Consider the following 18732-nt stretch of genomic DNA (forward strand, 5'->3'; position numbering starts at 1 on the left):
ACAAGGCGGCGACTTGAGCCACGCCTTCTTCCCTCGCTCACTCACCGTCTCGCCCCCCCCGCCAAAGCGGGCGCGATGCTGTTGCCGTGCGCGCTTATCCACCCGCTTTCACGCCCCGTACCGACGACGTGCTTTCATTCCTGCTGAAGCTGCGCACCCGCGCCCAAGATCTGTTCCGTCTGTCCGAAGCCCACACGATGCTGATCTGGTCGGTCGTGGTCGGCGTCGCGGGCGCCTTCGCGACGATCGCCTTTCGCGAGGGCATTGCGCTCTTGCAATTCGCGGTGGTCGGCAAGTCCGGCAGCTTCGTCGAAATGGCGCGCGGTTTGCCGTGGACCGTGCGGATCTGGCTGCCCGCGGCGGGCGGCCTGATCGCCGGCTTCTTTCTGCTGATCGCGCAGCGTCACGCGGACAAATGCAATCACGTCGACTACATGGAAGCGGTCGCGATTGGCGACGGCGTGGTGCCGGTGAAGCTGAGCTTGTGGCGCAGCGTGTCGTCGCTGTTCACCATCTCGAGCGGCGGGTCGATCGGCCGTGAAGGTCCGATGGTGCAACTGGCGGCGCTCGCCGCGTCGCTGATCGGACGCTGGGTGCATTTCGATCCGTCGCGGCTGCGTTTGCTGGTGGCGTGCGGCGCGGCGGCCGGGATCACTTCCGCGTACAGCGCGCCGATCGCGGGCGCGTTTTTCGTCACCGAGATCGTGCTCGGCTCGATCGCAATGGAAAGCTTCGGGCCCGTGGTGGTCTCGGCGGTGGTCGCCAACATCACGATGCGTGAATTCGCTGGCTACAAACCGCCGTACGAAATGCCGGTGTTTCCGCCGGTGGCCGGCGTCGAAGTGCTGCTGTTCGTCGCGCTCGGCGTGCTGTGCGGCGCGGCGGCTCCGCAGTTTCTGCGGCTGCTCGACGTGTCGAAGAAAAGCTTTCGCAAGCTGCCGGTGCCGCTGCCCGTGAGGCTCGCGCTCGGCGGTCTCGTGGTCGGCATTCTGTCGGTCTGGACACCCGAGGTGTGGGGCAACGGCTACAGCGTCGTCAACTCGGTTCTGCATTCGCCGTGGACGTGGACCGCGCTCGTCCTCGTGCTGGTGTTCAAGCTCGTCGCCACGGCGGCCACGGCGGGCTCCGGCGCGGTCGGCGGGGTGTTCACGCCGACGCTGTTCGTCGGCGCGGTGGTCGGCTCGCTGTTCGGCCAGGGCATGCACGCGCTGTGGCCGCACGGCACGTCGGCGCCGTTCGCCTATGCGATGGTCGGCATGGGCGCGTTTCTGGCAGGCGCCACCCAGGCGCCGCTTATGGCGATCCTGATGATCTTCGAGATGACGCTCAGCTATCAGGTCGTCCTGCCGCTGATGCTCTCCTGCGTGGTCGCCTATTTCGTCTCGCGCGCGATCGGCAAGACCTCCATGTATGAAATCACCTTGCGCCGCAATCACGAGGAACAGGAGCGCTCGCGCCTGCGCGCCACGCAGATGCGCGAGCTGATCCGTCCCGCCGAAACCGTCGTGCCGCCCAACGCGACCGTGCAGGACATGACGCGCGTGTTTCTCGAATATCCGGTGAAATATCTCTACGTGGCCAACGAGTCCGGCGCGTTTCTCGGTGTGGTCGCGCTCAAGGACATCACCTCCGATCTGCTCGACGGCAGCGACACGTCGGCGAAGACCGCGGCGGATTATCTACAGCCGCATTTCGACGTGCTCACGCCGGACATGCCGCTCGGCGTGGCGTTGCAGCACTTCCTCGCGTTTCAGGGCGAACGCCTGCCGGTGATCGAAAGCGCCGCGCATCCGACGCTCGCCGGCGTAGTCTATAAAACCTCGCTGCTCGACGCATATTTCCGCATGAATCCGACGCGTTAGGCGCCACACACAATTCGCCTTCACGCCGCGCCCGCCCCGCCTTTGGGGCGCGTGCAAAGCGCGCCAAATTTTCTACAATGGACAGACCGCTGCGGCGAACGCCGACAGCGCGCGTTACGCCAAAACGGGCGCACCGAGACGCCCGTCCTTCGATCGGAGCGAAGATGAGCGAACCGTCCCCCGATGCCGTGCGCCGTGATCAGGCGGGCTGGATTTTCCTGCACATTGAAGGCGAGCCGTACGATCGCGGCGAGCAACACGGCCAGTTGCTCGCCGGCGAAATCCGCAACGCGATCCACACCGCCCGCTATCTCGCGAAGTGGGACACCGGCGAAGACTTCGAGACCTTCGTCAACGCCGCCGTCTCCCAGTTCGCCAACAAACTCGACACCGAATTCGCCGACGAAATCCAGGGCATCGCCGACGGCGCGCAGCTGCCGTTCGCCGAAGTGCTGGCGTGGAACGGCTACATGGATCTGCTGCAAAGCTGGTGGCCGACCCACGCGTCGCAGAAGCAGCCGAACCTCGGCGTGAAGCCGTGGCGCGGACGGCGCGGGCATCATTGCAGCGCGTTCATCGCCACCGGCCGCGCGACCCGCGACGGCCGCATCGTGATGGCGCATAACTCGTGGGACCGCTACGCCGCCGGCGACGCGTTCAACGTGATCTTCGACGTCGTGCCGGACCAGGGCAATCGCATCCTCATGCAAGGCTTGCCCGGCTGCATTTCCAGCCTTACCGATTTCTGGGTCACCGCCGCCGGGCTGATGGTGACGGAAACCACCATCTCCAACTTCGTCGGCTACAACACGGCCGGCGCGCCCGAGTTCTATCGTTCGCGGCGCGCGTCGCAGTACGCGAACAGCATCGGCGAATGGTGCGAAATGTTCGCCATCGCCAACAACGGCGGCTATGCGAATAGCTGGCTGCTTGGCGACGCCAAGACCGGCGAGATCGCGCGCTATGAACTGGGCCTGCACTTCTCCGGATTCGAGAGCACCAAGGACGGTTTCTACAGCGGCTATAACACCGCGACCGACCTGAAGATCCGCAATCAGGAATGCCTCGGCGAAGGCGAGGACTATACGGACGTGCGCAAGAACGGCGCGCGGCGCCTGCGCTTCATGCAGCTCGAAGAAATGCATCACGGCAAGATCGACGTGGAACTGGCCAAGGAGATGATCGCCGATCATCACGACGTCTACCTCGACCGCAACGACAACCCCTGCTCGCGCACCATCTGCGGGCATCTGGAACTGGACGACGCGCGCTTTGGCGGCACCGATCACGGACCGTTCAATCCGTGGGGCGCCAACGACGGCAAAGTGGTCGACAGCGAAATGGCGCGCGAGATGGCGTTCAGCGCGCGCTGGGGACATCCGTGCGGGCGGCCGTTCGACGCACAGGCGTTCATGAAGCGGCATCCGCAATGGAACTGGCTGAACGGTTATATGCGCGACCGGCCGTCGTGGCCGTGGACGCGCTTCGACATACTGCGTTAGATCGGCGTCCGCCGCACTGCAACATGCCGTAGTACGACCGTTCGCGACGGCGCTGCTGCGTTGTTGCCGGCTTTCTGCCATTATCTGAAATCTACAATACCGTTTTGCCGCAAATGTGCGCGCCCTGCAGATTTTGCGCATCTAAGATGAAAGATGCGAGTTAGCCGCCGACTGCGACACGTCGGCAACACCGCGTGTAGCATGCGCCGTCCTTTCGACGCGGGGACGGCACAGCGCTTGCTCAACTGTCAGCGCCGCATGAGCTTAGGAGGTCGGGCGATGAAAACCTCGACACTGTTGACCATGGTGACGCTGTCAGCCTCGTGTTTTGCCGCGCCGGTTCACACCGCGCCGGACGGCACGAACGCCAATAGTCTTGCCGAACGCGCCAACGCAGCACCCGTCGCCCCTGCGGCGCCGGACGTCGCCGCCACGGACGATAATCGTCCGCAACAATGGCAACATATCGCGCTGCCCAAATCGCGGCATCTCGATCGAAGCTTTACCGGACAGAACGAGCATTTGCAGACCTGACGCCGGCATGTGCAGATGCACGCGCTGGTTGTATGCGTGAGACTTCGTGGTCCTGAAACGGCGACGATGGCGAGCGCGGCTGTGCACTTTCTAAAGCGATAAGTAACGGGTCGCGCAGGCTGTGGCTCCTGATTCAGCGGCAACACTCACGTCCCCAGTACCCATCACGTCCAACCGTATCAACAGGAGCGCTTGCATGACCGCATCGGCTATTCCCGGCGAATCGATTGACCTGCAGATCACCGACCTTCTGAGCGAAGTCCAGTTTCCGACCTACAAGGACGCGCTGGTCGACGCCGCGCGCGAAGCCGGCGCGAGCAACGAAGTGCTGTCGATGCTCGACGGCTTGCCGGAACAGGATTACGCCGACGTGGATTCGGTGACGCGCCTCATCAGCGGCAATTACGGTCCGGGGCTCGGTGCATGAGCGAGGAACCGGCTTCATCGCCGACTGGTTCGCGCCCGCCGTCCCTTCCGCTTTCGCTTTCGTCAGGGCAGAAGCGCGGTTCCGACTGGATTTATCGCTCGCCGCAGACTGCCGGTGTGAGCGGAATCGAACGGATCGAGGCATTCTTTCATCAGGCCGGCTACGCGATGCACCGGCACGATACCTATGCGATCGGCCGCACGCTGGCCGGGGTGCAGAGCTTTCGGTATCGCGGCAGCACCCGCAACAGCTTGCCGGGCGGCACGATGGTGCTGCATCCCGACGAACCGCACGACGGCCAGGCCGGCACCGGCGACGGTTTTCACTACCGCATGATCTATGTCGATCCGGCGCTGTTCCAGCAGGCGCTCGGCGGCAAGCCGCTGCCGTTCCTGGAAGGCGGCCTGTCGAACGATCCGCGCCTGTTCGCCGCCACCGAGAGCCTGTTGCGCGCGATGGACAGCGCCATCGACCCGCTCGAACAGGACAGCGCGCTCTACGATCTGGCCGTCGCACTCGACACCGTCGCGGGCGCGCCGGATACACCGCGTCCGGTGGATTACCGCGCGGCGACCCTGGCGCGCGACTACCTGCTTGCGTCGCTCGATCGCGCCGTCACGCTCGACGAACTCGCCGCCGCCGCGGGCCGCGACCGCTGGAGTCTGTCGCGCGATTTTCGCGCGCTGTTCGGCACCAGTCCGCATCGCTATCTGACCATGCGGCGTCTCGATCTCGTGCGGCAACTGGTGCTCAAGGGTGTGTCGCTCGCCGACGCCTCGGCGGCAAGCGGCTTTGCCGATCAGAGCCACATGACGCGGCACTTCAAGCACGCCTGGGGCGTCGCGCCGGCGCAGTGGCTGAAGATGCTCGGCTCGCCGGCGCCCGGCGCGCGCTGAGCGAAGGCGCGCCGGATCGTACCGCGCCGCACAAGCGCGCACAAACGTTCAAGACCCGGCTCCGGCTTGCGCCGTACGCTCCTGCCTGACACAACTGCTCAGGAGGAGCACTGCGATGTCCGACGCACAGATCACTCAACGGCCGTATCAGGCCATCAACTTCGCCGAAAAACTGCGGCTCTTCAACGACCAGTGGCAAGCACGCGTGGTCGCCGAAATGAACGACTATCAGTTCAAGCTGGTGCGAATCGAAGGGGATTTCATCTGGCACGAGCACGCCGATACCGATGAAACCTTCATCGTGCTCGACGGGCAATTGCGCATCGACCTGCGCGATGGTTTCGTGCTGATTTCGGCGGGAGAAATGTTCGTGGTGCCGAAGGGCACCGAGCACAAACCGTACGCCGAACGCGAGGTGAAGCTGCTACTGATCGAGCCGCGCGGTGTGAAGAATACCGGCGAGGAAGTCAGCGAACGGACGGCGGCGAACGACGTGTGGATTTAGGCAATCAATCTCGCAGTTCGCCGCGGCGTCGGCGGGCACGTGGCTCATCTACGAGATTCGTCCGCGCGGCTCGCGCACGTAATAAATGTCCCACTCGCTTTCGCCGGTTTTGACGAAGCCGTGGCGGCGATAAAAACGATTCGAGTCGCTGTCGCGCAGCGCGCCTACTTTGATCGGCAGCGATTTCGAATCCGCCTGCGCGAACAGTTCGGCTAGTACCGCTTGCCCGATTCCCCTGCCTTGCTGCGTGGGGACGATGTAGAGATGGTCCAGCACGAGGTGATCGGCCAGGGACCTGAACAGCACGAATCCGGCTTGCGCGCCGTCGATCAGAATGAACCGGCAAAACGCCGGATCGAACGATGCAACGAAGCGCTCGCGAGCGCGCACCGGATCGAAGCGGCCGACACGCTCCAGGCTTTCGCGCATCGCCGCGATGCGGATGTGCACGAGCGTGTCGATGTCGGCGAACGTCGTGTCGGCGAAACTCAGGTTCATGCGGTTCGGCTCTCTGGGTAGTCTTATCGTTATCGAACTCGTGCGGCTGCACGAGGCTCGAATCGAAGAAGATAACCCAGTCGCGCACGTCTCGGCCGAAAACCCTAACGCCGCACCTCACTCGCCAACGCCCCTCGCGCGCCAAATCAAAACGGCGACGACGCCGCGATCCGCGAGCGCGCGGACTTGTGCGAAGGACGCGCAGCGTCGGCGGCCAATTCCGGCAGCGACAAGTCGTCCATGTCCGCAACAACCTTTGCCGACTCGGTCACGGAACGCGCCGGCGCCACGGTGCGCGGATCGCGCGCCTGCCGGCCCGGCTGCTGGAAATACTCGACGAGGTGATCGATGAAAGTGCGCACCTTCGCCGGCAAATGCAGGCGGCTCGGATAGGCGATCGTGATTTCGATCTGCGGCAAACGGTAGTCGCGCAGCAGCGGCACGAGTCGCCCGGACGCCAGGTCACGGCCGATCAGATAGCTCGGCAGGATCGCCACGCCCATGCCCAGCAGCGCGAACTGCCTGAGCATCTCGGTATTGTTCGCGACGATCGCATTCGTGGGGCGCACGCGGACTTCGCCGTTCGGTCCGGTGAACACACGCTCCTCGCCGCCCTGTTCGGCCGGCCGGCTCAGGCACGGATGCGAGAGCAGATGCTCGGGCCGGGTCGGCGTGCCGTGCTGCGCCAGGTAGGCAGGCGTCGCGCAAACCGTCAAGTAACCGGTGGTCAACCGCCGTGTGACGATGCTCGCGCTGCGCATGTGCCGCGCCACCAGAATGCCGACGTCGAAGCCTTCTTCCACCAGATCGACATGGCGATCCGCGAGCGTGACATCGGGCACGACATCCGGGTAACGCGCGGCATAAGACTGCACCACGGGCGCGAGGCTGTGCAGCCCGAACACCACCGGCGCGACGATGCGCAAAGTGCCGACCGGCTCGTGATTGCGCGCCACCACCATCTGCTCCACGCCTTCGAGGTCATCGAGAATGTGGCGCACGCGCTCCAGATACGTCGTGCCGGACTCCGTCAGCGACAGGCGGCGCGTGGTGCGATTGAGCAGGCGCGTGCCGAGGCGCGCTTCCAGATCGGCGACATGGCGTGTGACGACCGCGGTGGAAAGGTCCAGCGCGCCGGCCGCGCCAACGAAACTGCCGAGGTCGGCCACTTTGACGAATACGCGCATCGACTGCAATTGGTTCATTGGACGACTCCTGCCTCGGTAAAGCCGGGCCGGCGCACCCCTCGCGCCTGTGTCGACCCGTGCGGCAAGGCGCGCGCGGGTTTGCCCAACGATCCGATTGTATCGACCCGATCATGTCCCAACCCTGACCTGAACATGACAATCCGGACAGGTTTCCGAGGCGTTCCCGTCATCTTCGCGGACTTATGGCGGGCTTTATTGCGAGCATTATTGCGAATTTTGACTAGGTATAAACCCTAGTATTCTGGTAACATAGCGCCCGAAAGTAAATCAATCGCTATCGCTATGACACACCGTTTTCAGCTTTTCGAAAAAATCGCGTTCTCGCTGGTCTGCTGGTCCGCCGCGGCCTGTTCGACCTTCATCGCTTATGAACGCTGCCCGGACATCAAGGTGGTCCTGCACGTGGGCAAAGAAGTGCTGCGCTACAGCGGTCAGTATTCGTACGTGTGCGCGACGCCGGTTGCCGACGCCTGCACCCAGTTGCCGACCAACTGATCGCGCGTTTCAACGCGCTTACGCGTCGCGCCCGAACACCACGCGCGCGAAAAATCCCGCCAGCACCGTTTCAGCCATCTCCGCCGGCACGTTCTGCGGGTCGACCGTGTAGAAAAACTGCACGCCGTCGCACAACCCCATCAAGCCGATCGCCAGCGTCTCCGGCGGCATCAGCATCGGCGTGCCGACTCGCGCCGAAAACTCGCGAATATACGCGCTCATTTGCTCGAGCTTCTCGTGCACGAATGCGTTAAAGCGGATCCGGAAGCGGCCGTCGCGCACCGCGAGCAGCTTCGCCTCCACCCACAGCAGGAAACACTTGTTCTCGCGATGCAGGTTGCTGTAGTAGCGCAGCACGCGCTCCTCCGCTTCCTCACGCGATGCCGCGCTCGCGAAAATGGCCTGCAGCCCCGCCTGCATGATCTCGTGGTCGCGCCGCAGTAGTTCGAGAAACAACTCGCTCTTGCTGCGGAAGTTCGAATAGAACGCGCCACGCGTATAGCCCGCCGCCCCGGCGATGTCCTCGACACTCGCCGCGACAAAGCCTTTCTTCATAAAAATCGCTTGCGCAGCGTCGAGCAGACGCTCGCGCGTCTGGTCCTTGCTCTGCTCGCGTGTCAGTCGTTGCCGTTTCATGGGCGCAAGTCTAGCACTGAAAAGAATTCCAATTCACTCTAACATTCAAATACAGGTGTGTATTAGAATGCACATCGTCATTCTGAATCAGTCGCGTATGCCAATTGCATGAACGGCCAGCGCGTCTTCGCTGGCGGGCCGCTGCGGCTTGCCCTGTTCGTTCGCTGTCTCGAGTTGGGGTAATTGTGAAGCGTCCCGGTCTTCCCGCATCGTTCGCGATGCGTCCGCAGTCCCATCGGTATCGTCATCGCGCGCGCCTGCGCCGCGCCGCATTCGTGCTGGTTCTGGCCGGCGTCGTCACGCTGGCCGCGTGTTCGAAGAAAGAAGCCGCGGCGCCCGAGCCGCGTCCGGTGGTGGCCGTCGCCGTGCATGCGGACGGCAGCGCCACGCAGGCGGCGTCCTTGCCCGGCGAGGTGCAGGCGCGCTATTCGACGCCGCTGTCGTTTCGCGTCGGCGGCAAGATCGTCGAGCGTCGCGTGCGTCTCGGCGATGTCGTGAAGAACGGACAGATCGTCGCCCGGCTCGATCCGGCGGACGCGCAGAAGAATGCCGCGAGCGCGCAGGCGCAGCTCGCCGCCGCGCAACATGCTCTCGTGTATGCGAAGCAGCAACTCGATCGCGATCAGGCACAGGCCAAAGAAAACCTGATCGCGCCCGCGCAACTCGAGCAGACCACCAATGCGTACGCATCCGCCGTCGCGCAGCGCGATCAGGCCGCGCAGCAGGCGGCGTTGTCGAAAGACCAGTTGCAATACACCACGCTCGCCGCCGATCACGCCGGCGTGATTACCGCCGAACAGGCCGACACCGGACAGAACGTCTCCGCGGGCCAGGCCGTCTACAACCTCGCGTGGAGCGGCGACATCGACGTGGTGTGCGACGTGCCGGAAAGCGCGCTCGCCGCGCTCTCGGTCGGGCAAACCGCCAACGTCACGCTCGCTGCGCTGCCGGGACGCAAGTTCAGCGCGCGCGTGCGCGAACTGTCGCCCGCCGCCGACCCGCAAAGCCGCACCTATCGCGCCAAACTCACGCTCGAGAATCCCGGCCCGGACGTGCGCCTCGGCATGACCGCGGATATCGAACTCGCCGCGCAAGCTAATGCCTCGGCTAATCAGCACGGCTCGTTCACCGTGCCCGCCACCGCGCTGTTCCACGACGGCACGCAACCCGCCGTGTGGATCGTGCGCGCCGCGGATAACGCGCTGGAACTGCGCCGCGTGACCGTGACGCGTTACAACGAACGCACCATCGTGATCGGCCAAGGCCTCAAGGACGGCGAACGCGTCGTGCTGCAAGGCGTGCATACGGTGACCGCCGGCGAAAAAGTCCGCGCGATCGCACCGCTGCATCCCGAGGACTTCGCTTCATGAGCACCACGCATGAAGAAGGACGCTTCAACCTGTCCGCATGGGCGCTGCGCCACCAGGCGCTGGTCGTTTTCCTGATCGCGCTCGCGACCGCCTTCGGCATCCTCGCCTATACGCGGCTCGCGCAATCCGAAGACCCGCCCTTCACGTTCCGCGTGATGGTGATCCGCACCTTCTGGCCGGGCGCCACCGCGCGCCAGATGCAGGAACAGGTCACGGACCGCATCGGCCGCAAATTGCAGGAGACGCCCGCCATCGATTTCGTGCGCAGCTACTCGCGCCCCGGCGAATCGCTGATGTTCTTCTCCATGAAGGACTCGGCGGCGGTCAAGGACGTGCCCGAGACCTGGTATCAGGTGCGCAAGAAAGTCGGCGATATTGCGGCGACGCTGCCGCAAGGTATTCAAGGCCCGTTCTTCAACGACGAATTCGGCGACGTCTACACCAACATCTACACGCTCGAAGGCGACGGCTTTTCTCCCGCGCAACTGCACGACTACGCGGACCAGTTGCGCACGGTGCTGCTGCGCGTGCCGGGCGTCGGCAAGGTCGATTATTTCGGCGACCCGGATCAGCACATCTACATCGAGATCGCCAACACGCAACTCACGCGCCTCGGGATCTCGCCGCAGCAGCTCGGCCAGGCCATCAATTCGCAGAACAGCGTGTCGCAGGCCGGCACGCTGACCACCACGGACGACCGCGTGTTCGTGCGCCCCACCGGCCAGTTCAAGGACGTCAACGCGCTCGCCGACACGCTGATCCGCATCAACAACCGCTCGTTCCGTCTCGGCGACATCGCCACGATCAAACGCGGCTACGACGACCCCGTCGCCACGCAAATGCGCGCCGGCGGCAAGGCCGTGCTCGGCATTGGCGTGACGATGCAGCCGGGCGGCGACGTGATCCGCCTCGGCAAGGCGCTCGATCTGCAGATGGTGCAATTGCGCCGTGCGCTGCCCGCCGGCTTGCAACTGGTCGAAGTGTCGAGCATGCCGGACGCGGTCGCGCATTCGGTCGACGACTTTCTCGAAGCCGTCGCCGAAGCGGTCGCGATCGTACTGGTGGTGAGCCTGGTTTCGCTCGGCGTGCGCACCGGCATGGTGGTCGTGATCTCGATCCCGGTGGTGCTCGCCGTCACCGCGCTATGCATGTATCTGTTCGATATCGGCCTGCACAAGGTGTCGCTCGGCACGCTGGTGCTCGCCTTGGGACTGCTCGTCGACGACGCGATCATCGCGGTCGAGATGATGTCGGTGAAGCTGGAGCAAGGCTGGAACCGCACGCGCGCGGCGGCCTATGCGTACACCAGCACCGCGTTTCCGATGCTGACCGGCACGCTCGTCACCGTCTCCGGCTTTCTGCCGATCGCGTTGGCCAAGTCGAGCACCGGCGAATACACGCGCTCGATTTTCGAAGTGTCGGCGATCGCGCTGATCGCCTCGTGGCTCGCCGCGGTGGTGCTGATTCCGCTGCTCGGCTATCACCTGCTGCCCGAGCGCAAACGCGAGGCGCACGAAGCGCATCTGCCCGACGATCACGAGCACGACATTTACGACACGCGTTTTTACCGGCGCCTGCGCGGCTGGGTCGGCTGGTGCATCGAGCGGCGCTTCGTCGTGCTGGCGATCACCGTCGTGCTGTTCGTGCTGGCCATGGCGGGTTTCACGCTGGTGCCGCAGCAGTTCTTCCCGAGTTCGGACCGTCCCGAGTTGCTGGTGGATGTGCGGCTGCCCGAAGGCGCGTCGTTCGAAGCTACCTTGCGTGAGGCCGAGCGGCTCGAAAAAGCACTGGTGGGCCGTCCGGAAATCGATCATACGGTCGACTTCGTGGGCACCGGCGCACCGCGTTTCTATCTGCCGCTCGATCAACAATTGCCGCAGCCGAATTTCGCGCAGTTCGTGATCACGGCGAAGTCGGTGAAGGATCGCGAAAAACTCGCGCAATGGCTCGGACCGGAATTGCGCAACCACTTCCCGGCGATTCGCACGCGTCTGTCGCGCCTCGAGAACGGGCCGCCGGTTGGCTATCCGGTGCAGTTCCGCGTGAGCGGCGACGATATCGCGACCGTGCGGTCGATCGCCGATCGCGTAGCCGCGACCATGCGTGCGGACCGCGGCACCAGCAACGTCCAGTTCGATTGGGACGAACCCGCCGAGCGCTCGGTGCGTTTCGAAGTCGATCAGAAAAAAGCGCGCGAACTCGGCGTGAGCTCCGACGACATTTCGAGCTTCCTTGCGATGACGCTCTCCGGCTACACGGTCACGCAGTACCGCGAACGCGACAAACTGATCAGCGTCGATCTGCGCGCGCCGAAGGCCGAACGCGTCGACCCCGCGCAGTTCGTCACGCTGGCCATGCCCACGCCGAACGGTCCCGTGCCGCTCGGTACGCTCGGCCATTTGCGCAACGACCTCGAATACGGCGTGATCTGGGAACGCGACCGTCAGCCGACCATCACCGTGCAGTCCGACGTCGCGCCCGGCGCGCAAGGCATCGACGTCACGCATGCGGTGGACAAAGCGCTGAGCCAGATTCGCGCTACTCTGCCGGTCGGCTACCGGATCGAAATCGGCGGCTCGGTCGAGGAAAGCGGCAAAGGCCAGACGTCGATCAATGCGCAGATGCCGATCATGATCATCGCCGTGCTCACGCTGTTGATGGTCCAGTTACAAAGCTTCGCGCGCGTGCTGATGGTCGTGCTGACCGCGCCGCTCGGGCTGATCGGCGTGGTGCTCACGCTGCTGCTGTTCGGCCAGCCGTTCGGCTTTGTCGCGATGCTCGGCGTGATCGCGATGTTCGGCATCATCATGCGCAACTCGGTGATTCTGGTCGATCAGATCGAGCAGGACATTGCCGCGGGGCATAAGCGCTTCGATGCGATCGTCGGCGCGACCGTGCGGCGGTTCCGGCCCATCACGCTGACCGCGGCGGCCGCCGTGCTCGCGCTGATTCCGCTGTTGCGCTCGAACTTTTTCGGGCCGATGGCCACCGCGCTGATGGGCGGCATTACGAGCGCCACGATCCTCACACTGTTCTATCTGCCCGCACTGTACGCCGCGTCGTTCCGCGTGCGTGTCGATGAACGCGAGCCGCAGACACCGTCCGCGTCCGGCGCGACGCATACGGGGAATTGAGCATGGCCACCTTCGCACTCTCCCGATACCCGCGCATCGCCGCGCTCACCGGCATGGCATGCGCGCTTGCCGCTTGTTCGTTCGGACCGAGCGGCGAGCCGCCCGCGATGCCGCAACCCGCGCACTATGGCGCTCAGGATCAACCGACGCAAACCGTGCCCGCACAAGGCATCACGCAACAGTTCGTGCTCGGCGCGAAGCCGGTGCCCGAATGGTGGAAGCTGTATCGATCGGACGCGCTGAACGCGCTCGTCGATGAAGGCTTGCGCAATAGTCCGACGCTCGCGGCGACGGACAAGAGCCTCGCCGCCGCGCGTGAGCAGTTGCGCGCGCAGATCGGCAGCTCGATGTTGCCGACCATCGACGCCGGCGGCCAGGTGACGCGCAATCGCGCGCTGGCGATCCCCGAGATCGGGCCGAACACGTTTCTGTACAACGTCTTCGTCGGTCAATTGCAGGCGCACTATACGTTCGACCTGTTCGGCGCGGCGCGGCTGGCCGACGCGGCGCTCGCCGCGCGCGTCAACGTTCAGGCGTATCAATTCGACGCCGCGCGTCGCGCGCTGGCCGCCAATATCGTGACTGCGGCGATCACTAGTGCCGCGCTGCATGCGCAGATCGAGACGACCGAACGGCTCGTGATGATCGCCAACGATCAGGCGCGCGACACGCAGCGGCGCTATGCGCTAGGCGCGGTCTCGCATGCCGATCAGTTGAACGCGCAACAAAGCGCGGCCAGTCTGTCCGCGAGCTTGCCGGGCCTGAAGCAGCAATGGCTGACTACGCGCCACGCGTTGGCGGTGCTGCTCGGCCGGACACCGGACGCGGCGCCGGACGATCTCGAACTCGCGCAACTGCATGTGCCTGAGCAGGTGCCCGTCGTGGTGCCGTCGGAACTGCTGCGCGCGCGTCCCGACATTCAGGCCGCCGATGCCGCCTTGAAAGCCGCGGCTGCCGACGTCGGTGTCGCCACCGCGCAGATGTTCCCGAGCCTGTCGCTGAGTGCGTCGATGGGCCAGGGTGGCTTTAGCTGGCCGGTGGCGCTCTCGGGCGCGGGCGCCATCTGGAGTATCGGTGCGTCGCTGTCGCAGCCGCTGTTTCATGGCGGCGCCCTGTTCGCGCAACGGCGCGCGGCGATCGACACGTATGACGCCACGGTCTCGCAGTACAAGCAGACGGTGCTGACCGCGTTCCAGAACGTCGCCGACACGCTCGCCGCGCTCGAACACGACTCGCAGGCGCTGGACGCCGCGAATATTGCTGCGCGCTCGGCGCAAGGCATCTTCGACGAAACCTCGGGGCGTTATCGGTTGGGTGCGTTGCCGGTCGCGTCGGCGCGTTCGAGCGAGCAGCAGTTGCGCAACGCGCAGCTCGATGAGATCCGCTATACGAGCGCGCGTCTGACGGATACGGCGGCGTTGTTTCAGGCGATGGGGAATCCGCCGGTTGAGTCGGCGACGGCTTCGGCGGTTCCAGCGGCGAAGGCGAGCGTTGCCGAATAGTCAACCTGGATTCCTGCGCAGTTCACTGCGGACTTATCCCCACTTTTTGTTGATGAGCCTGTTGAAAACTATCTGACAAGCTGACTAACACCTTGAACTCACGGGGAATTGTGCTGACGGTACGGAATGAACCAGCGGGCGCTGCAGGGCGGTTTTTCTCGGGATAAAGCCACTGAGATGCTTCAACGTTATTCCCGTACCGGTTAATTCCTCCTGCCTCGCACATATCAGCCCCGCAAGAAGAAGTCGTGGACCGGTCAAGGGTGCGGGCCGTTAAGCTGACGATCGCATGGAAAGCTTTCAAGCCGGCTCCATGGGGGGCGCCGCGCCGGCTTCAACCATGCGCCCGCGCCGCCCCGCATCAATAAACACTCGCCTCACCCGCCGGCCGATTCTTGAACCGCTTGTGCACCCAATAATATTGATCAGGAATCCGTCGCACCTGCGTCTCGAGAAATTCGGTGATGCGCCGCGCGTCGACGGCCACGTCGTCGGACGGGAAATCGCTTAGCGCTTCGAAGATGCTCAGCTTGTACCCGCGATAGTCCGGCAGCACTTCTGTCACGAACGGCACTACCCGCGCATTCGCCGCGCGCGCCATCCGCGAGACGGAGGTCAGCGTGCAGGCCGGCACGCCGAAGAACGGCACGAACACCGAATCCCGCAAGCCGAAATCCATGTCCGCGGCCAGCATCACCGGCTTGCCGTCGCGCAGCACGCGCAACGCTCGCCGCACGCTATCGCTGCGCGGAATCATCTCCGTGCCGAAACGGCCGCGCTGCCGCTTGGCCATCGCGTCGAGCAGGAGATTCGACATCGGCGTATAGAGCGAAGCGACCGGATGCCGCGTCGAGTACATCATGCAGCCCGCCTCGATACCGACGAAATGGAAGCCGACGAAAATTGTCGGCTGACCCGCCATGTCGGACAGATCGATCGCGCTCTCCACTTCGACGAGGCGTGCCAGCGCCTGCGCATTGCCGAACCATTGCGGCCCGCGCTCGACATAACTGCGGATCACGTGACAAAAGTGCGCGCGCGCCAGACGTTCGCGCGCCTCGTCGCTCATGTCCGGGAAACACAGCTTCAGATTGGTATGCACGACACGCCGGCGCGTGCTGGGAATGCGGTACAGCAACGCGCCGATACCGCTGCCGATTCGCGCGACAACGCTATACGGCAGAAAGGCAAATGCGCGCAGCAGACCTGTCATCAGACAGATCAGGATTCGACTTTTCACAAGGCGGGACCCGGTGGATGCTGGATGGCAAACACGTCGGCCGCGGCAACCTCAACATTGCCAGCGGACGAAGTGACGTGCGCGCGCGTCATACCGGGTCTCGCGCGGCGCGGGGGTTCGAGAATGGACGTCTCGCTCGAGGCGAGATGCAGTGGTGCTGGAGACCGAAACCGGTTAGGGATCAGGCGTCCTTCAGGACCCTTGATAAAAGCACCGCCAGTGTGATTAGAACACACCGCGCATGCCGGGCACACAATCTGCTGGGCGGCCGACCCGAGAAGCGGCGCGAAAACCGCACCGGGCGGCGCTTTCCTGCTCTTTCAAAACCTTGCGTGGGCAGGGCCGCAAGACTCACACGGCCCGCAAATCTCCGTTGCTTTCCAAGGGTATCCCCTGGAGAACATCACGGCTTGTTCGATTCGAACAGATCCATGATCTGCTTCTTCTCGTTCGACGAGACACTCGGCGGCGGCACCGCCGGCGGCGTCATGCCCGCCGGGCCCACGCCGCCGACCGCATCGCTCACGCCAGCGGTCGGATTCGCGGAATCCAGACCGATGCTGGCCACGAAACCATTGCCCGGCGTCATGTCGGTATAAAACAGCTCGCCGTCGACCGAGGTCACGCCGTCCGGCTGCGCCGGTTCGCCTTGCGGCACTCCGCGCAACGCGCGCTGCATGTATTCCACCCAGATCGGCAACGCCAGCTGCGCGCCGAATTCGCGGCTGCCGAGGCTCTTCGGCTGGTCATAACCCATCCAGGCCACTGCCACGAGCGACTGCTGATAGCCAGCGAACCAGCCGTCCTTCGCGTCGTTGGTCGTACCCGTCTTGCCCTGCAAGTCCGAACGATGCAGCGCGTTGGTGCCCGCGCCCGTGCCGGCCGTCGCCACCGAATGCAGCAGGCTGTTCATGATGTACGCGTTACGCGGTTCGAGTGTACGCGGCGCATCGCGTCCAGCGGTCAGCGGCTGCGCTTTGGAGAGCGGTTCTCCGCGCGCGTCGGTCACCTCGTTGATCAGATACGGATTGATCCGGAAGCCGCCGTTTGCGAACACCGAATACGCACCCGCCGACTGCAACGGCGTGACGAGGCCCGCACCGAGCGCCATCGGCAGATACGGCGGAGTCTTGTCGGCATCGAAACCGAAACGCTGCGTGACGAAGTCTTGCGCGTACTTGGTGCCGATGAACGACAGAATGCGGATCGACACGAGGTTCTTCGACTTCTGCAACGCGAGACGCAGCGGCATCGGACCGTCCGGCTGGTCGTCGTCCTTCGGCTCCCACGCGTCGCCGCCCGGCGTGCTCGACGGGAAATACAGCGGCGCGTCGTTGATGATCGTGGCCGGTCCGAGACCCTTGTCGAGCGCGGCCGAATAGATGAACGGCTTGAAACTGGAACCCGGCTGACGCCACGCCTGCGTGACGTGGTTGAACTTGTTCTTGTTGAAGTCGAAGCCGCCCACCAGCGCGCGAATCGCGCCGTCCTGCGGCGTGAGCGACACCAGCGCGCCTTCCACCTGCGGCAATTGCGTGATCTGCCAGTTGCCCTTGTCGTCGGCAACCAGACGCACGATCGAGCCTGGCTTGATCTTCGTGGCCGCCGTGGCGCGCGCGCTCAACCCGCCCGCCACGAAGCGCAGACCGTCGCCGCTGATCGTCACCTGCGTGCCGTCCACCAGTTGCGCCCTGACCTGCTTCGGACTCGCGTCCGTCACCACGGCGGCGATGATCTCGCCGTTGTCGGGGTGATCGGTGAGCGCGTCGTCGATGGTCTGATCGCGGTCGTCGCCCGGCGCGGGCAGTTGCACGAAACCTTCCGGCCCGCGATAGCCGTGGCGCCGCTCGTAATCCATCACGCCCTTGCGCACCGCGCGATAGGCGGCGTCCTGATCGGCGGAGTCGATCGTGGTGGTGACGTTCAGGCCGCGCGTATAGGTTTCGTCCTTGTACTGCGCGTACATCATCTGCCGGACCATTTCGGCGATGTACTCGGCATGCACGCTATATTCGTTGCCCGGATTCTTGGTGTGAATCTCTTCCTTCACGGCCTGATCGTACTGATCCTGGCTGATGTATCTCAGCTCGAGCATGCGCCGCAGAATGTACTCCTGACGGATCTTCGCGCGCTTCGGATTGACCACCGGGTTATACGCGGACGGCGCCTTCGGCAAGCCGGCCAGCATCGCCGATTCCGCCAGCGTGATGTCTTTCAGATCCTTGCCGAAATACACGCGCGCGGCCGCCGCGAAACCGTAGGCGCGTTCGCCCAGATAAATCTGGTTCATGTACAGCTCGAGAATCTGATCCTTGGTCAGCGCGCGTTCGATCTTGTACGCGAGCAGCATTTCGTAGATCTTGCGCGTGTAGGTCTTCTCGCTCGAAAGGAAGAAGTTGCGCGCCACCTGCATGGTGATCGTGCTCGCGCCCTGCGACGCGCCGCCGTGCGCGAGGTCGGCAAAACCGGCGCGCAAAATGCCCAGGAAGTCGACGCCGCCGTGCTCGTAGAAGCGATAGTCTTCGATCGCGAGCACCGCTTTTTTCATCTGATCGGGGATGTCCTGGAAGCGCACGAGACTGCGCCGCTCCTCGCCGAATTCGCCGATCAGCACATGGTCGGCGGTATAGACCCGCAGCGGCACCTTCGGACGATAGTCGGTCAGCGCGTCGAGCGACGGCAGTTGCGGCCCCATCACCACCAGCGCATAGCCGACGATCAGCGCGCCCACCACCGCGATGGTCGCAAGCAGGCTCGCGAACCAGATGGCAATGGTCGCGCCGATGGAACGGCGGCCGGCCTCGGCGTCGCGCGAAGCTGCATTGCGTCCTGGAGTGCGTTGGTAGGAATCCCGGTCTTCACCAGACGGAGAATTGGATGAATGCGGTCGTTTGATGATTGGCATGACTGGAATAGTGGGCGC

The 18732-nt window shown here is 64.2% G+C and carries 16 protein-coding genes; 10 read left to right on the forward strand and 6 right to left on the reverse strand.

Annotated features, from left to right (window positions below; translation table 11 throughout):
* Window positions 1-128 precede the first annotated feature (128 nt).
* The 6 genes from P0D80_RS25485 to P0D80_RS25510 all read left to right on the forward strand — a co-directional run bounded on the left by P0D80_RS25485 (window position 129) and on the right by P0D80_RS25510 (window position 5726).
* Window positions 129-1862 (forward strand): ClcB-like voltage-gated chloride channel protein, encoded by a 1734-nt coding sequence (locus P0D80_RS25485; RefSeq protein WP_408176194.1) that lies wholly within the window; start codon window positions 129-131, stop codon window positions 1860-1862.
* A gap of 164 nt (window positions 1863-2026) precedes the next feature.
* Entirely contained in the window at window positions 2027-3364 is a 1338-nt protein-coding gene (locus P0D80_RS25490) for a C45 family autoproteolytic acyltransferase/hydrolase (protein WP_408287373.1), read from the forward strand.
* 279 nt (window positions 3365-3643) lie between these two features.
* Complete coding sequence (locus P0D80_RS25495; RefSeq protein ID WP_132374214.1) at window positions 3644-3898, forward strand: hypothetical protein; 255 nt, start codon at window positions 3644-3646, stop codon at window positions 3896-3898.
* Window positions 3899-4094: 196 nt separating this feature from the next.
* Window positions 4095-4325, forward strand: a complete 231-nt coding sequence (locus P0D80_RS25500; protein ID WP_408287377.1) for a DUF2795 domain-containing protein — start codon at window positions 4095-4097, stop codon at window positions 4323-4325.
* Window positions 4322-5221, forward strand: coding sequence for an AraC family transcriptional regulator (locus P0D80_RS25505; RefSeq protein ID WP_207915626.1), 900 nt, complete (start codon window positions 4322-4324; stop codon window positions 5219-5221). Before P0D80_RS25500 ends, P0D80_RS25505 begins: the two co-directional genes overlap by 4 nt.
* 115 nt (window positions 5222-5336) lie before the next feature.
* Window positions 5337-5726, forward strand: coding sequence for a cupin domain-containing protein (locus P0D80_RS25510; protein ID WP_132374212.1), 390 nt, complete (start codon window positions 5337-5339; stop codon window positions 5724-5726).
* Between the two features lie 48 nt (window positions 5727-5774).
* Here the strand turns inward: P0D80_RS25510 and P0D80_RS25515 are convergent, their stop codons facing one another.
* Together P0D80_RS25515 and P0D80_RS25520 are read right to left on the reverse strand one after the other, a co-directional pair.
* Window positions 5775-6224, reverse strand: coding sequence for a GNAT family N-acetyltransferase (locus tag P0D80_RS25515; RefSeq protein ID WP_408287381.1), 450 nt, complete (start codon window positions 6222-6224; stop codon window positions 5775-5777).
* A gap of 146 nt (window positions 6225-6370) precedes the next feature.
* Complete coding sequence (locus P0D80_RS25520) at window positions 6371-7429, reverse strand: LysR family transcriptional regulator (RefSeq protein WP_408287384.1); 1059 nt, start codon at window positions 7427-7429, stop codon at window positions 6371-6373.
* Between the two features lie 285 nt (window positions 7430-7714).
* On the opposite strand from P0D80_RS25520, the gene P0D80_RS25525 reads away from it, so the two are divergent.
* Window positions 7715-7927: a hypothetical protein gene (locus P0D80_RS25525; RefSeq protein WP_408287387.1), complete on the forward strand. Its 213-nt coding sequence runs from the start codon at window positions 7715-7717 to the stop codon at window positions 7925-7927.
* Window positions 7928-7945: 18 nt separating this feature from the next.
* Here P0D80_RS25525 and P0D80_RS25530 read toward each other — a convergent pair whose 3' ends face one another.
* Window positions 7946-8563, reverse strand: coding sequence for a TetR/AcrR family transcriptional regulator (locus P0D80_RS25530; RefSeq protein WP_132374208.1), 618 nt, complete (start codon window positions 8561-8563; stop codon window positions 7946-7948).
* A gap of 218 nt (window positions 8564-8781) precedes the next feature.
* Here P0D80_RS25530 and P0D80_RS25535 point away from each other — a divergent pair, with 218 nt between their 5' ends.
* The 3 genes from P0D80_RS25535 to P0D80_RS25545 are packed head-to-tail and all read left to right on the forward strand — an operon-like array spanning window position 8782 to window position 14569.
* Window positions 8782-9933 (forward strand): efflux RND transporter periplasmic adaptor subunit, encoded by a 1152-nt coding sequence (locus P0D80_RS25535; RefSeq protein WP_408287390.1) that lies wholly within the window; start codon window positions 8782-8784, stop codon window positions 9931-9933.
* Entirely contained in the window at window positions 9930-13067 is a 3138-nt protein-coding gene (locus tag P0D80_RS25540) for an efflux RND transporter permease subunit (protein ID WP_408287393.1), read from the forward strand. The genes P0D80_RS25535 and P0D80_RS25540 overlap by 4 nt, the downstream gene beginning before the upstream one ends.
* A gap of 2 nt (window positions 13068-13069) precedes the next feature.
* Window positions 13070-14569: an efflux transporter outer membrane subunit gene (locus P0D80_RS25545; protein WP_408287396.1), complete on the forward strand. Its 1500-nt coding sequence runs from the start codon at window positions 13070-13072 to the stop codon at window positions 14567-14569.
* Window positions 14570-14591: 22 nt separating this feature from the next.
* Here the strand turns inward: P0D80_RS25545 and P0D80_RS25550 are convergent, their stop codons facing one another.
* The 3 genes from P0D80_RS25550 to P0D80_RS25560 form a co-directional block, all read right to left on the reverse strand.
* Complete coding sequence (locus P0D80_RS25550; protein WP_408287399.1) at window positions 14592-14873, reverse strand: hypothetical protein; 282 nt, start codon at window positions 14871-14873, stop codon at window positions 14592-14594.
* A gap of 57 nt (window positions 14874-14930) precedes the next feature.
* Window positions 14931-15809 carry a lipid A biosynthesis lauroyl acyltransferase gene (locus P0D80_RS25555; protein ID WP_459252072.1) on the reverse strand — a complete coding sequence of 293 codons (879 nt, stop codon included), beginning with the start codon at window positions 15807-15809 and terminating at the stop codon, window positions 14931-14933.
* Window positions 15810-16212: 403 nt separating this feature from the next.
* A complete protein-coding gene (locus tag P0D80_RS25560) occupies window positions 16213-18714 on the reverse strand; it encodes a penicillin-binding protein 1A (protein ID WP_408287402.1) in 2502 nt (833 codons plus the stop codon).
* Between the last annotated feature and the right edge of the window lie 18 nt (window positions 18715-18732).

Source organism: Paraburkholderia sp. RL17-373-BIF-A (assembly GCF_046030175.1).
GTDB lineage: Bacteria > Pseudomonadota > Gammaproteobacteria > Burkholderiales > Burkholderiaceae > Paraburkholderia.

Coding starts and splice junctions, on each gene's coding strand:
- P0D80_RS25490 (WP_408287373.1), top strand. CDS start 2,027: ATGAGCGAACCGTCCCCCGATGCCGTGCGCCGTGATCAGGCGGGCTGG.
- P0D80_RS25535 (WP_408287390.1), top strand. CDS start 8,782: ATGCGTCCGCAGTCCCATCGGTATCGTCATCGCGCGCGCCTGCGCCGC.
- P0D80_RS25545 (WP_408287396.1), top strand. CDS start 13,070: ATGGCCACCTTCGCACTCTCCCGATACCCGCGCATCGCCGCGCTCACC.
- P0D80_RS25520 (WP_408287384.1), bottom strand. CDS start 7,429: ATGAACCAATTGCAGTCGATGCGCGTATTCGTCAAAGTGGCCGACCTC.
- P0D80_RS25495 (WP_132374214.1), top strand. CDS start 3,644: ATGAAAACCTCGACACTGTTGACCATGGTGACGCTGTCAGCCTCGTGT.
- P0D80_RS25500 (WP_408287377.1), top strand. CDS start 4,095: ATGACCGCATCGGCTATTCCCGGCGAATCGATTGACCTGCAGATCACC.
- P0D80_RS25525 (WP_408287387.1), top strand. CDS start 7,715: ATGACACACCGTTTTCAGCTTTTCGAAAAAATCGCGTTCTCGCTGGTC.
- P0D80_RS25510 (WP_132374212.1), top strand. CDS start 5,337: ATGTCCGACGCACAGATCACTCAACGGCCGTATCAGGCCATCAACTTC.
- P0D80_RS25530 (WP_132374208.1), bottom strand. CDS start 8,563: ATGAAACGGCAACGACTGACACGCGAGCAGAGCAAGGACCAGACGCGC.
- P0D80_RS25515 (WP_408287381.1), bottom strand. CDS start 6,224: ATGAACCTGAGTTTCGCCGACACGACGTTCGCCGACATCGACACGCTC.
- P0D80_RS25560 (WP_408287402.1), bottom strand. CDS start 18,714: ATGCCAATCATCAAACGACCGCATTCATCCAATTCTCCGTCTGGTGAA.
- P0D80_RS25505 (WP_207915626.1), top strand. CDS start 4,322: ATGAGCGAGGAACCGGCTTCATCGCCGACTGGTTCGCGCCCGCCGTCC.
- P0D80_RS25540 (WP_408287393.1), top strand. CDS start 9,930: ATGAGCACCACGCATGAAGAAGGACGCTTCAACCTGTCCGCATGGGCG.